10 protein-coding genes are annotated in these 14735 nt (G+C 57.6%); all 10 read left to right on the forward strand.

All coding sequences use genetic code 11. From position 1 onward, the window contains the following. The first annotated feature begins 4 nt into the window (after nt 1–4). The 10 genes from D3871_RS07370 (at nt 5) to D3871_RS07420 (ending at nt 14552) form a co-directional block, all read left to right on the forward strand. Nucleotides 5–397 carry a TraR/DksA family transcriptional regulator gene (locus D3871_RS07370; protein WP_119768306.1) on the forward strand — a complete coding sequence of 131 codons (393 nt, stop codon included), beginning with the start codon at nt 5–7 and terminating at the stop codon, nt 395–397. 110 nt (nt 398–507) lie between these two features. Further along, on the forward strand, nt 508–1521 hold the full coding sequence (locus D3871_RS07375; protein ID WP_119768307.1) for an adenosine deaminase: 1014 nt from the start codon (nt 508–510) through the stop codon (nt 1519–1521). 156 nt (nt 1522–1677) lie between these two features. Next, nucleotides 1678–2262, forward strand: a complete 585-nt coding sequence (locus tag D3871_RS07380; protein ID WP_119768308.1) for a DUF4126 domain-containing protein — start codon at nt 1678–1680, stop codon at nt 2260–2262. After that, complete coding sequence (locus tag D3871_RS07385; RefSeq protein WP_119768309.1) at nt 2262–4769, forward strand: ABC transporter permease; 2508 nt, start codon at nt 2262–2264, stop codon at nt 4767–4769. The genes D3871_RS07380 and D3871_RS07385 overlap by 1 nt, the downstream gene beginning before the upstream one ends. Before the next feature lie 697 nt (nt 4770–5466). Beyond that, nucleotides 5467–6603, forward strand: coding sequence for a polysaccharide biosynthesis/export family protein (locus D3871_RS07395; protein WP_233575541.1), 1137 nt, complete (start codon nt 5467–5469; stop codon nt 6601–6603). Between the two features lie 165 nt (nt 6604–6768). Then, nucleotides 6769–9027, forward strand: a complete 2259-nt coding sequence (locus D3871_RS07400; protein WP_233575542.1) for a polysaccharide biosynthesis tyrosine autokinase — start codon at nt 6769–6771, stop codon at nt 9025–9027. Nucleotides 9028–9139: 112 nt separating this feature from the next. Continuing rightward, nucleotides 9140–10516, forward strand: a complete 1377-nt coding sequence (locus tag D3871_RS07405; protein ID WP_233575543.1) for a phosphomannomutase/phosphoglucomutase — start codon at nt 9140–9142, stop codon at nt 10514–10516. Nucleotides 10517–10793: 277 nt separating this feature from the next. After that, nucleotides 10794–12440 carry an FAD-dependent oxidoreductase gene (locus D3871_RS07410; protein ID WP_119768312.1) on the forward strand — a complete coding sequence of 549 codons (1647 nt, stop codon included), beginning with the start codon at nt 10794–10796 and terminating at the stop codon, nt 12438–12440. A 196-nt stretch (nt 12441–12636) separates the two neighbouring features. After that, nucleotides 12637–13677 carry a UDP-glucose 4-epimerase GalE gene (galE, locus tag D3871_RS07415; RefSeq protein ID WP_119768313.1) on the forward strand — a complete coding sequence of 347 codons (1041 nt, stop codon included), beginning with the start codon at nt 12637–12639 and terminating at the stop codon, nt 13675–13677. An 11-nt stretch (nt 13678–13688) separates the two neighbouring features. Next, a complete protein-coding gene (locus D3871_RS07420; RefSeq protein ID WP_233575544.1) occupies nt 13689–14552 on the forward strand; it encodes a glycoside hydrolase family 16 protein in 864 nt (287 codons plus the stop codon). Nucleotides 14553–14735 lie beyond the last annotated feature (183 nt).

Genomic DNA, 14735 nt, shown 5'->3' on the forward strand with positions numbered 1-14735 from the left:
TCCAATGGCACATCTGAACGAACAGCAAATAGGGCAGCTGCGGCAAATGCTGGACAAGCGATACGATGAATTGCGCGAGGAGTTGCATCAGGAAGTGAATGATCGCGACGGCTATCTTGATGTGGCAACCGAGGCACCCGATCCCGGCGATGCTTCCTTTGCCAACCTGACGCTCGACCTCGACAATGCGGCGACAACGCGCGATGTCACCGAATTGCATGCAATCGAAGCAACGCGCGTGCGGATAGAGGATAAGACCTATGGCACCTGCGTCGATTGCGAGACCGCCATTCCATTCGAACGCCTGAAGGCGCAACTTACGGCGGAGCGTTGCACGCCTTGCCAGGAAGCCTATGAAAAGAAGCATCTCGACGCAGGGCGGGGCGCCACTATTTGATGAAGAATGGAGGCTCTTTTGCCGGTTCCATGGTGCAACAATTTAATGCGCGCAGATAAACCTTGTTGGCCGTAAAATTATTACCGGTTGAAATAAAACAGGGAAATTGAATGGACGCCGAACTGAGCAATATCCTGCGGCAAATGCCGAAGGCAGAGTTGCATATGCATATCGAGGGATCGCTGGAGCCGGAATTGATTTTTGCGCTGGCCGAGCGTAACGGAGTCAGCCTGAAGTATGCATCGGTCGACGAATTGCGCCGCGCATATGCGTTCAAGGATTTGCAATCCTTTCTCGATATTTACTACGCGGGAGCGAGCGTCCTGCTGACAGAACAGGATTTCTACGACATGACGTGGGCCTACCTGCAACGGGCTCATGCCGACAATGTGCGCCATTCGGAACTGTTCTTCGACCCGCAAACCCATACGGAGCGTGGTGTCGATTTCGGCACGGTGGTCAACGGCATTTATCGCGCGACACAAGATGCGCAAGAAAAATGGGGACTCAGCGCAAGTCTGATCATGTGCTTCCTGCGGCATCTGAGTGAGGAAGAAGCCTTTGCGACCCTGGAGCTGGCACTGCCCTATCGAGACAAGATCATCGGCATCGGGCTTGATTCTTCCGAGCTTGGTCATCCCCCGGAAAAATTCGCCCGTGTGTTTGCGCGCTGCAAGGACCTCGGTCTGCATCTGGTTGCCCATGCCGGCGAGGAAGGGCCGCCGGAATATATCCGCACCGCGCTGGACCTGTTGCAAGTGGAACGCATCGATCACGGCGTGCGTTGCCTGGAAGATGCGGAGCTGACGCAACGGCTCGCGCGCGACAGGATACCGCTGACCGTGTGTCCCTTGTCGAATATCAAGTTAAGGGTATTCGACCAGGCCAAAGATCATAATATGGTCCAGTTGCTGGATGCCGGTTTGGTGGTCACGGTGAATTCGGATGACCCCGCCTACTTTGGCGGCTATGTGAATGAAAATTTCCTGCAAATGTTCGCGGCACTGCCGCTTGGAAAGGATCATGCTTACCGGCTTGCCCGCAACAGCTTTGAAGCATCTTTCATCGATCAGCCGACCCGGCAGAAATACCTTGCCGAGCTCGATGCCTTTTTCGGGCGTTGAGCGAAGATTTTAAAAAACCATCGTTGCCCGACAAAAGGAGTAGCCAGGTTAGGGACATCATGAAGACCGACGCTGCAATGCTGGCTGACCATCCATCCGCACTTGGCGGTGCGCCCTGTGCATGCCTGTCCTTGCTAGACGGGCGGGGAGGGCCGCATGCCTGATGTACTTTCGGCAGCCGCGCTGGCCGGGGGGCTTTCCTGGGCCAGCGGCATTCGCCTTTACATGACCCTGTTCATCGCCGGCCTGTTCGGACGCTCAGGATGGATAGACCTGCCGCCGGCGCTTGAAGTGTTGCAGTCGCCTTGGGTGATCGGCATTACAGGCATATTGCTGATCGTTGAGTTTCTTGCGGACAAGGTGCCCGGCATCGATTCCGCCTGGGATGCGATCCAGACCTTCATTCGCGTACCGGCCGGCGCGGTGCTGGGCGCTGCGGCGCTGGGCGAGATAGGTCCGGAGTGGTCTGCCATCGCCGCTCTTCTTGGCGGCACCTTCGCGGCTGGCGCGCACATGACCAAGGCCGGCAGCCGCGCCCTCATCAATACCTCGCCGGAACCATTCAGCAACTGGGCGGCTTCGTTTTCCGAAGATGTCGCCGTCATGGGCGGTCTGTGGGCCGCTTTTTTCTATCCCTGGGTCCTGTTCGGATTCCTGATCGTTTTCTTCCTTGCCGCCTTGTGGCTGATGCCAAAGTTATGGCGCGGCCTGCGCTGGCTTTTCAGAAAGTTGAGTACCTGATGTTTTTACAGGCAATACAAATGACCCGCCGCGACTGGCGGGCGGGGGAGTTGCGTTTTCTCCTGATCGCCCTGATCGTGGCGGTCGCTTCCCTTTCTTCGGTCGGCTTTTTCATCGATCGCATGCGCGCTGGCCTCAGCCGCGACGCCCACCAGTTGTTGGGTGGCGATCTTGTCGTGAATGCGGACCAGCCGCTCAATGCCGAATGGCGCGCGGAAGCAAAGCGGCGCGGACTCGGCCTTGCTGAAACCGTGACCTTCCCCAGCATGGCATTGGCCGGGGAAGGCGACAATACCCGTTCGCAGCTTGCGTCGATCAAGGCGGTATCCGATGGTTATCCTTTACGCGGTACGCTCAAGCTGGCCAACGGCGGCGAAGGCGCCGACATCGAGACGCGCGAGATTCCTGCCACAGGATCGGTATGGGTGGATAAGTCCATCCTGCCCACGCTGGATATCAAGGTTGGCGACAAGCTGCGCCTTGGCGATCTTTCATTCGTGGTGGCGCGCATCATTTCCATCGAGCCGGACCGGGGTGCGGGCTTCATCAACTTCGCGCCGCGGGTCATGTTGTCCATGCCTGATCTTGCCGGCACCAACCTGATCCAGAATGGGTCCCGCGTGACTTATCGCATGTTGCTGGCGGGGCCGGCACGCGACATCGCCGCCTATCAGAAATGGTTGCAACATGTCATCGAGCGCGAGAATGCAAAAGGTGTCCGCATCGAATCGCTGGAATCCGGACGTCCGGAAATGCGTGCCACGCTGGACCGGGCCGAACAGTTTCTCTCACTGGTCGGGCTATTGTCCGCGATGCTGGCTGCAGTCGCCGTCGCGATGGCCGCACGTCGTTTCATGCTGCGCCATCTTGATGCCTGCGCCATGCTCAGGTTTCTCGGCCTGACACAGAATCAGGTCACGACGATGTACCTGGTCGAGTTCGCGCTGGTCGGTCTGGCTGGCAGCGTGCTCGGCGCCGTCGCAGGGTATGCCGCCCATTTCGTCCTGCTCGAATGGCTGGGCAAGCTGGTTGCGAGCGACTTGCCGGCCGCCAGCTGGATACCCGCCGTGCAAGGCGTGGCCACGGGCTTGCTGTTGCTGATCGGGTTTGCCATACCCCCCATACTGCAGTTGCGCAACGTGCCGCACAACCGCGTGATACGGCGCGAACAGGATCCGCCGCAAGCGGCAACCATGGCTACCTATGCACTTGGCCTGCTTACATTTATCGCATTGCTGTTGTGGCAGTCGGGCAATCCCAAGCTGGGCTTGCTGACCGCCGCAGGCTTTCTTGGCGGCTTTGCGGTATTCGCTCTTGCAGGTTGGGGGGCGGTGCGCTCGCTGCGCCATGTTCGAAGCGTCATCAATCATCCTTCATGGCGATTCGCGATCACGGCATTGCAGCGCCGCACCGGTGCGACCGTCGTGCAGGTCGTGGCGCTGTCGCTGGGGTTGATGGCATTGCTGCTGCTGACAGTGATTCGCGGCGACCTGGTCGATGCCTGGCGCAACTCCACGCCACCCGATGCACCCAACCGTTTCATACTCAATATCCAGCCGGAACAAAAGTCGGATATCGAACAGCGTCTGGCTGCGGCCGGCAACGGCAACGGTGCATCGGCGCTCTATCCGATGATTCGCGGCCGCCTCATCAAGATCAATGAAACCGTCATCACTGGTGATACCTACGTCGATGACCGCGCACGGCGTCTGGTCGATCGGGAATTCAATCTCTCCACCATGCGCAGCATGCCTGCACAGAATCAGATCATTGCCGGCCGCTGGTATGACGACAGCAAACCGGAAGCTTCGGTCGAGGAAGGGCTTGCCAAAACACTCAATCTGAAGCTGGGCGACCGTCTGCGCTTCGACATTGGTGGTCAGCAAGTCGAGGCTACCGTCACCAGCCTTCGCAAGCTGGAGTGGGGTTCGATGCGCGTGAATTTCTTCGTGATCCTGAACCCGGCATTGATGAAAGAAATGCCTCAGACCTGGATCACTGCCTTTCATCTACCGGAAGACAAATCGCCGCTAGCCAATGAACTGACACGCGATTACCCCAACCTGACGATCGTCGATATCGGCAGCCTCGTCAGGCAGGTACAAAGCGTGGTCGACCAAGTGGTCACCGCAGTCGAATTCCTGTTCCTGTTCACGCTCGCATCAGGGGTGCTGGTGCTGTATGCCGCTTTGGTCGCTTCGCAGGACGAGCGGATTCGGGAATCCGGACTGCTGCGTGCACTGGGCGCAACCCGTTCGCAATTGTCGCAGGCACAGTGGATAGAATTTGCCCTGGTCGGCGGACTTGCCGGAATGCTCGCGGCGAGCGGCGCCGCCGCGATCGGGTGGACGCTGGCGCGCTACGTATTCAATTTTGAATGGTCCTTCAGTCCGGTGGTATGGCTTGCGGGTCTGATCACAGGTTCCGTCTGCGCATTCGTCGGCGGCTGGGCGGGCTTGCGCAATGTATTGAACCAGCCTCCACTACAGACTTTGCGCGGCGGCTGAGTTTTACGGAGCCATCAATCGATGCACGGATGCAAGCCGTGTGTCGATTGATGGCTCCGCAGCCTGTTCAGGCTTCGGATATTTCTTCTTGTCATCTTCAATACGCGGCGATATTTTGCGTTGCCGATCTTCTTCCGCAGTCTCGTTCTCTTTTTCGATCCGCTTGACTTCAAGCCCGTTTTCACGTCCGCAAAGCAAGAACTTTTAATCCACGTTAAAGGTTGGCCTGCGTAGGTGTGCTTTTCCGCAAGGTTTCCGGGCTGACTCTCTCCTATCGTGACATCAGCACATTTACGTATGCGTAAAACAGCTTTTCAGACGCCTAATAAAGGTGTTTGCGACGCACGCAACGCTTTGAGATAGCACGGTTTCATATCTTATTTTGCGTTGATGCTTGTCAAAACAGCGAGTAGGAGGAAACGTAGAGTTGTATATCAGTTAAGCCGCCGATGGTCTGAGGCAACGAAAATGATGGGAGTGCGGCAAGCTTTCGCTTCATCGCCGCGCACGAAATCCCGGTTAGTTCGAGCGCGCATCTCCTTAGTTGCCAAGCCTGCTTCAGCCAGGCGACAGACAGGTCGACACAAGGCTTCCCTCAACATTGCAAATGCCATCCATCGCCATGGCAGTTTTGTATTAATACTGGAGTAATCATATGCAGTCCTATTCCAAGGCATCCCTCAAGAGATGGAGTGTCATGTTGTTAATGCCATGGTTTGCGGCAGGTTGCGCTTCCGTCGCACCTGGCCTGCACTTCAACACAAAAGACCGTGCATCGGGATATAGCGCTTCCAATTCTGCTGGCGCTGCCGGCGAAGACACGACAGACGCAGTGCTCAAGCCGATTACTCCTCAACTGGTAAGGACGGAACGCGAACTCCGCGAAAAGCAGGTAACTCAGGATATCAGCAAGCTGCTCGGCAAATCCGCGCCTTATACCATCGATAGTGGCGACGTATTGTCGATCGTCGTGTGGGATCACCCGGAATTGTCCAACGCCGCGACGGTCGCGACCGGTGGTCCGGTCGGTGTCGGCGCCGATGCGTCGACATCGGCGACAACCGCACCCCCAGCCGGCTTTATCGTCGACCATGAAGGCATGATCCAGTTCCCCTATGCCGGGCCGCTGAAGGTGGCAGGACTGACGCAGGATCAGGCGCGCAACATGCTCGCGTCCAAGCTTTCCAAGTATCTCAAGCAGCCCAAGGTCACGTTGCGCGTGCAGTCCTACCGCAGCAAGCGTGTCTATGTCGACGGTGAAGTCAAGAACCCGGGCCTGCAGGCGATGAACGACATCCCGATGACATTGGTCGAGGCATTGAACCGTGCGGGCGGCGTGCTGCCGACCGGCGATCAGAGCCAGGTCGTGGTCAATCGCAGTGGCGTGAACTATCAGATCAATCTACCGCAGCTGGTACAGCGCGGCATCAACCCGGGCAGCATCATGCTGACGAACGGCGACGTGGTACGTGTGCGGTCGCGCGACGAAAGCAAGGTATTCGTGTCCGGCGAAGTGGTCAGCCCGCGCGCGCTGCCGATGTACAACGGGCGGCTCACATTGAACGAAGCATTGGGTGAATCAGGCGGTATCAACCCGCTCAGCGGAGACGGCAGCCAGATCTATGTCGTGCGCAAGAGCGGCACCGATCAGGTTGTATACCAGCTCGATGGACGATCGCCCGGCGCGCTGGCAATGGCCGAAGGCTTTGAGCTTGCGCCGAAGGATGTGGTCTACGTGGCCGCGACGCCCCTCGCCAATTGGCACCGCGCGATCAGCCTCATCCTTCCCGGCGCGTTGTCGTCGGCAGTCGGCGCAGCGCAGCCGGCACGTTGATCGAGCCACGGTGACCGCTACCTCGCACCGCGATGCCCGGCGATGGATGCCCTCATCACAGAACGTTCATCGGCAGGGGTAGATGCATTACCGACGGCGGCGGTCCTGTGCGGCCAAACATCCTGACACCGTTCACGAACGCACTTAAAAAAAGCAGATAACCTTATGATGACTCATACCATACCTCCGCAGCTGACCGGACCCGTCCGGATCGAAGAACCGCCAGCAGAGCTGGCTAGCTATCTGGATGTCCTGTGGGAAAGCCGGTGGCTGATCGTAACGATCGCCCTCATGGCAACACTGCTGGCGGGGGCATATGCTTTCATGACCACACCGGTGTATCGGTCCAATATGCTGATCCACGTTGAAGAAGAAGGGCAGCGCAACGCCAACAATATTGTCGGCGACTTGTCTTCGATGTTCGACGTCAAGACGTCGGCGCTGGCTGAAATGGAGCTCGTGCAGTCGCGCCTCGTCGTGTCCCGCGCAACCGACAACCTGCGTCTTTATATCAATGCCTCGCCGAAGTATTTTCCCGGCGTAGGTTTCTGGCTTGCCAGCAAGAACAAACAACTGTCCGAGCCGGGCGTGTTGGGGTACGGTGGTTATGTCTGGGGCGCCGAAAAAATCGATGTCGCGGTATTCAACGTGCCGGAAGCGCTCCTCAACCGTCCGTTCGTCGTCACCGCCGAAGGCGGCGGCAGCTTTCGTCTGACACAGAAGGAGCAGGGCATCGACCTGAAGGCCAAGGTGGGTGAAACCTCCATCTTCGAGCTGCCGAACGGTACCATCGAAATCCGTGTGGACAGACTTGATGGCAAACCGGGCGCAGAGTTCGGACTTTCCCGCGCTTCGCGTCTTGCAACCATTGAAGGCATCCAGCGATCGATGAAGGTCGAAGAGCTTGGCGGCAAGCAATCCGGTGTGATCGGCGTTAGCCTGCAAGGCTCGGATCCGCGCCTGATCAACGGCGTATTGTCTGAAGTCGGTAAGGAATACGTAAAACAGAACGCTGCGCGTAAAACGGAAGATGCGGAAAAATCCCTGGCTTACCTGAACAAGCAGCTTCCCGAAATCAAGTCGCAGCTGGAGCAGGCTGAAGCCAAGTACAACGCGTTCCGTAATGCGAACGGCACAATCGATCTGGGTGAAGAGTCCAAGCTCAGTCTGCAGCAGTCGTCCGCAGCCAAACTGAAGAAGATGGAACTGCAGCAAAAGAAAATTGAACTGCTGGCGCGTTATACCGAAGACCATCCGGCCGTGCAGGGGATCGATAGCCAGCTGAAGGAAATCAATGGCCAGATCAGTGCGATGAATGATCACATCAAGCAGTTGCCGCAGATCGAGCAGAACCTTCTGCGCCTGTCGCGTGAAGTCAAGGTCAATACGGATCTCTATACCCAGCTCTTGAACACCGCACAGCAGCTGCGCCTGGTCACTGTAGGCAAGGTAAGCAACGTGCGTCTCGTCGACAGCCCGATGATGGCCGAAAAGCCGATCAAGCCAAATCGTCCGGTACTGCTGGCGCTGGGTCTGATGGCGGGCCTCTTCCTCGGTGTGGTTGCTGCGTTCCTGCGCAAATCCCTGGCTGGCGGCATCGATTCGCCGGAAAAGCTGGAAGCGATCGCCGGCGTGCCGGTATTCGCCACCATCCCGCACAGCAAGAAGCAGAAAGAACTGTATCAGCAGGTCAGCGCCAAGCATCAGAAGGTGCCTCTGCTGGCCAACGTATCGTCGACCGACGTCGCGGTGGAAAGCCTGCGCAATTTCCGTACGGCGCTGCAGTTCTCGCTGCCTAAGTTCAAGAACAATATCGTGTTGATCACCGGTGCGACACCTGGCATGGGCAAGTCCTTCGTGTCGGCCAATCTTGCAGCGATTATGGCTGCGACCGGCAAGAAAGTATTGCTGATCGACGCCGACCTGCGCAATGGCCTGCTGCATCTCTACTTCGGCTTCGGTCGCCATGACGGCCTGTCGGATGCGATTGCCGGTGCACGTCGTCTCGACCAGGTGATTCATCACAGCGTGATCGACAACATGGACTTCATTACGACGGGCACCTTGCCGCAACATCCGTCGGAACTGCTGCTGCGTCCTAACTTTGGCGCCTTCCTGCAGGAACTGTCCTCACGTTACGACCTGGTGCTGATCGATGCGCCGCCCATCCTGGCGGTCGCAGACACCATGATCATCGGCGCACAGGCAGGCGCGATCTACATCATGACCCGCGCCGGCGTCACCACACCTGGCGAAATCAACGAGTCGATGAAGCGCCTGGCGCAAGCCGGACTGGAAGCGAAAGGCGTGCTGTTCAACGACCTGAAGGTGCGGCCGGGCCGCTACGGCTATGGCTACACCTATGGACGTTCCGGCTACAGTCAGCGGCCTGCTGGCAACACCCCGTTGATCGAAGCGTCGTAATCCTTTCGTTTCGTCACTGGTCGGAGAACGCACGGCATGGCTGCGTTCTCCGACAGCCCACCTCATGGGCATTCTCCTCCCTCAACGTTTTCCTCTTCTGGCTAAGCGAAAAGTGGTTAATCTCTCTCCCAGCATTTTCAAGGCCTATGACATTCGTGGGATCGTAGGCAAGACACTCGACATCGGGGTTGCGCGCAAGATCGGTGAAGCTTTTGGTACTGCGGCACGCGTCAAGGGTGAACAAGCCGTCGTCATCGGTCGCGACGGCCGCCTGTCGGGTCCCGAACTGTCTGCGGCGCTGGCCTCGGGCCTGCAGCGCGCCGGCGTCGATGTGATCGACCTCGGCGTGGTCGCCACCCCGATGCTGTACTTCGCCACCCATGTGCTCGACGCGCAGTCCGGCATCATGGTCACCGGCAGCCATAATCCGCCCGACTACAACGGTTTCAAGATGGTGCTCGGCGGCGAAGCCATCTATGGCGAGGCGATCCAGGGCTTGTACCAGGCCATCGTCAAGAAAGATTTTGCGCAAGGCAATGGCAACTACCGCACCCACGACATCAAGCAAGCCTATCTCGAGCGCATCACCAGCGATGTCAAAACCAGCCGGCCAATGAAGATCGCGGTCGATTGCGGCAATGGGGTGGCCGGCGCCTTCGCGCCCGAACTGTACCGCGCGATGGGATGCGAGGTGATCGAACTGTTTTGCGAAGTCGACGGCACCTTCCCCAACCACCATCCCGATCCGGCCCATCCGGAAAACCTGCAAGACCTAATCCGCTGCCTGCAGACGACCGATGCCGAAATCGGTCTGGCCTTCGATGGCGACGGCGATCGCCTGGGCGTGGTGACCAAGGATGGCCAGATCATTTATCCGGACCGGCAACTGATGCTGTTTGCGCAGGATGTGCTGACCCGCCATCCGGGCAAGGAAATCCTGTACGACGTCAAATGCACGCGCCATATCGGGCCGTGGGTCAAGCAGCATGGCGGGGTGCCGCTGATGTGGAAGACCGGGCATTCGCTGGTCAAGGCCAAGCTGCGCGAGACCGGTGCGCCCTTGGGCGGCGAGATGAGCGGACATGTGTTCTTCAAGGACCGCTGGTACGGCTTTGACGATGGCTTGTATGCGGGTGCGCGGCTGCTGGAACTGCTGACGCGCATGAGCGATCCGTCGGCGGCGCTCAATGCCTTGCCGCAGGCCAGCAGCACGCCGGAGTTGCATCTGCATCTGGAAGAGGGCGAGAACGTGGCCTTGATTGCAAAGCTGCAGCAGGATGCGCGTTTTCCCGATGCCGAGCAGATCGTCACGATCGACGGCTTGCGGGTCGAGTATGCGGATGGCTTCGGGCTGGCACGCTCGTCGAACACCACACCGGTGGTCGTGATGCGCTTCGAAGGCGAGTCGATGCAGGCATTGCAGCGCATACAGGGCGATTTCAGAAAAGCGATCCTTGCCAGCAAACCGGATGCAGTGTTGCCCTTTTGACGCAGCATGGGGATGAATCAACTGACGATGAAGACTTTCTAATTTACGTCAAGGTGTAATAACGAATTGCAATCTATCGTGAATACAGCCCACTGCATAGGGACAGCATAAGTAAAGTCATCGTCGACCAGGTTGCTGGCCCAATCAGCGCAGTCGGAACAATCGATGGAAATTCAAGGATGGCGCGGCGGCTACGGCGGAACGAAAGCATGATGGTTCTGCCTGAAGTCACCGATAGCTGCTCAGGGAACTTTTTACTAGGTAGAAAATAAGAACAATGTTTATCGATACGCGACAAGTTGAACAAGGCACTGTAGCCGAAAGCACAGTTTGCATCATTGGTGGCGGTGTCGCCGGTATCACGCTCGCCATGGAGCTCGACAAGCAGGGGATCGATGTCGTACTCCTTGAGAGCGGCGGTTTCAAGCCGGATGACGGAACGCGAGACCTGTATCGCGGCGAAGACGTGGGCGAATGGCGCTACAACTTCGCGGACGGCAGCCGCAGCCGCTTCCTGGGAGGCAGTAGCAATTGCTGGGGTGGCTGGTGTCGCCCGCTCGACGCCTGGGACTTCGAAAAGCGCGACTGGATTGCGCATAGCGGCTGGCCATTCGGATTGAATGAACTGATGCCGTATTACGACAGGACCCACGCCTTGCTTAAACTTGGCCCGAACAATTTCGACCCCGATTTTTGGGAACGTTCGATAGGCAGGCCTGATGTGCGGCGCATGCCGCTGGTATCCGGCAAGGTGCGCGATACGATTTCGCAATTCAGCCCGCCGGCACGCTTCGGCAAGATGTACCGCGAGGCGCTCGAGAAATCCAAGCGGATTCGCGTGTACCTGTATGCGAATGCGACCAATATCGATACCGATCATTCGGCGCAGACGGTATCGCGTATCCAGATCGCAACGCTGACCGGAAAATATATGGAAGTAAAGGCCAGCCACTATGTGCTGGCGACCGGCGGCATCGAAAATGCCCGCCTGTTGCTGGCATCGAACAAGGTGCAGGCTTCGGGTCTGGGCAATGGGAACGATCTGGTCGGCCGCTTCTTCATGGACCATCCGCGCCTGTTGACCGGCAACATCCGCTTCACCAAGGAATGGTCGCGTAACAAGCTCTCCGATGTGAAGTATCACTATATGAATGCGGCGGTCGCCGCGCATGGCACCCACGTTGCGCATCAGTTTGCGCTGACGCCCGAAGTGCTGCAGCAGGAAGAAATTCTCAATGCGCGCGTGTGGTTCAACTCGGTATTTCCCGGTGAGGGCAGCGAGGGAGCACAGGCACTGTTCCGCATCAAGCAAGCCTTGCTGCAAAAAGATCAGCAGGACTGGAGCCTCACCAGAGATATTCTGACCATGGCGACCCATCCGATGGATACGATCGGCTACGGCTATACGCGACTTTTCCAGCCGCGCTGGATGATCCAGGGCGTGAAGTTCCAGTTGATCGTGGAACCGGAACCGGATCCTAACAGCCGCGTCATGCTGTCTCCTTCACAAAAGGACCAGCTTGGGATGAACAGGGTGCGCGTCGACTGGCGACTGACAACGAAAGTGCAGCGTACCTTCGATCGCACGCTGCAGATTCTTGCCGATGACATGCGGCGCAGCGGCGTGGCCGAGGTGGATCTGGACCCGGCAGTCGAAGGACGGAAGTGGCCAAGCGACCTTGAAGGCACATGGCATCACATGGGTACCACCCGCATGCATGACTCGCCCAGGCAAGGCGTGGTCGACCGCAACTGCAAGGTACATGGCATGAGCAATCTGTTCGTCGCGGGCAGTTCGGTGTTTCCGACCTGTGGTGCCAACTTCCCCACCATCACACTGGCAGCGTTGGCCTTCCGCCTGTCCGAGCATCTGGTTCAGCAAGTGCGTCGGCCAGCAGCAAATCTAACGATGGAGGCGGCCTGACCTCGATTAGCAACATCACTTCAGGCGATATGGAAGAGGCATAACGGTCCCGTGGCGGATCGTTATGCGCGGCACTTTCCGCCCGCGGTTGCCCGTCGCCTCGGGCGGACCGCAATCACGGTCCGCGTCATCACGCCTCCGTTATCCCTCCGCCACTATTTTGCAATAGCTGCCATTCGGACTATCTGAGCACATCATGACGACACATAAAACCATCCTCGTCACCGGCGCCGCCGGTTATATCGGCTCTCATACCTGTGTTGAGCTTCTGACTGCCGGGTATTCGGTTGTCGCGCTCGATAACCTGTGCAACAGCTCGCAGGAGTCGCTCAAGCGGGTGGAAAAGATCACTGGACATCTGATTCCATTTTACGAAGCGGATATCCGCGACCGTCTCGCGCTCAATGCCTTGCTCAAGACGCATCGTATCGACGCAGCCATCCACTTTGCCGGCCTCAAGGCAGTGGGCGAATCGGTGAGCGAGCCGCTGTCGTATTTTGAAAACAATGTGGGCGGCACCGTGACATTGTTGGAAGCTCTTGGCGATGCGGGGGTAAGAAACTTTCTCTTCAGTTCCTCGGCGACGGTGTACGGTGATCCGGAATCGGTACCGATTACTGAAGAGGCAAGGCTGTCAACTACCAATCCCTATGGACGCTCCAAGCTGATGGTCGAACAGATGCTGCAAGACCTTGGAAAGTCGGATCCATCCTGGGCAATCGGTGTTCTGCGCTATTTCAATCCTGCCGGTGCGCATCCCAGCGGACTGATCGGCGAAGACCCGCGCGGCATTCCCAACAACCTGATGCCATTCATAGCGCAGGTTGCTGTGGGACGCCGCGAAAAACTGGCGGTGTTCGGCAACGACTATCCGACGCTGGACGGTACTGGAGTGCGGGACTATATTCATGTCGTGGATCTGGCGCTCGGTCATCTGGCGGCACTAAGGGAAATGTTCAGGTCTGGAAAAAGCTTCACTCTCAATCTTGGAACAGGCCGTGGCTATAGCGTGCTGGAAATGGTGCGCGCATTCGAGAAAGCCAGCGGACGACGCGTGCCATATGAGATCGTCGAGCGCCGTCCCGGCGACATCGCAAGCTGTTATGCCGATCCGGCCGGGGCATGGAATGTGTTGGACTGGCGCGCCAAAAAAGGCTTGGCTGAAATGTGTGCCGATCACTGGCGCTGGCAAAGTACGAATCCCGATGGTTTTCATACCCAAAGCAAGGCAGCCTGAGCATAGGAAAAATGATGATGCTTAAGACGAGTCTGCTGCGTGGCCTGATGTTGATGACCTTCACAATGTTTGCATGTTCTGCATGCAGCGAAGAGCCGGCATTCAGCGAACAGACGCTTGCGGCGGCAAGCAAACTCGCCAAGAATAAACAACCGTCCGCAAGAACGCCATTCGGTCAAAACCCGGATGAGTTCGTGCTGACGTTTGCGGAGGAGTTCAATCGCTTTGATTCGACCCTGTGGAATGATCATATCTGGTACGAGAAGCCGAATCCGACGAAGAACTATACGGCCGAAAATGGCATGCTCAAGATCTGGCCGCAACGCGATGCGAGCGGAAAGTTCTTCAACCGCACCATCGATACCGACGGCAGGTTCGAACAACGTTACGGATATTTCGAGATGGAGGCAAAACTCCCGCGCGGCAAGGGAACATGGCCGGCATTCTGGCTCTTTGCGCATCCGGACAAACGCAGGCCGGAGATCGACGTGATGGAGGCTTATGCGGGCGGTGAAGATCCATGGGGATATACCGATGCCGATGGCGTATCCCGGCCTACTTCCTATGGCGCAACGGTGTGGCTCGATGAAGACGTCGAAGCAGGCAAGTATCAACATCAAGCCAAGAAAGACCTGTCCGCCGCGTTTCATAAGTATGCGGTCCGATGGGAACCCGACCGCCAGACTTTCTATTTCGACGGCAAAAAAATCCATACGGTCGAAGCCCGCATGACCGACAAGATGTACATCATGCTTGATCTTTGGTTCGGCAGTTCCAGCGGCGAGCCGGATGCCAGCACACCGCAAGGTAAAGGCAACTCGTTCGAAATCAACTATGTACGCGCCTGGCAACTGAAGCGCTTCATGAACGAGTAGTGCCGGATACGGCGTCTGTACAAAATCCATGTCGAAGTTGGCAGCCAGAACGCACTTTTTTCTTTACTTGGTTTTCATCTGCGGCCCCGACTTAGTCGCCTGTGCCATTCGCTTTAGTCGTCGACTGCTGCACATCAAAAGCCTGGCTAACTCTTTGCCCATTCCTCTGTTTGGTCTGCAGTA

The sequence above is a fragment of the Noviherbaspirillum saxi genome (assembly GCF_003591035.1).
Taxonomy (GTDB): Bacteria; Pseudomonadota; Gammaproteobacteria; order Burkholderiales; family Burkholderiaceae_D; genus Noviherbaspirillum; species Noviherbaspirillum saxi.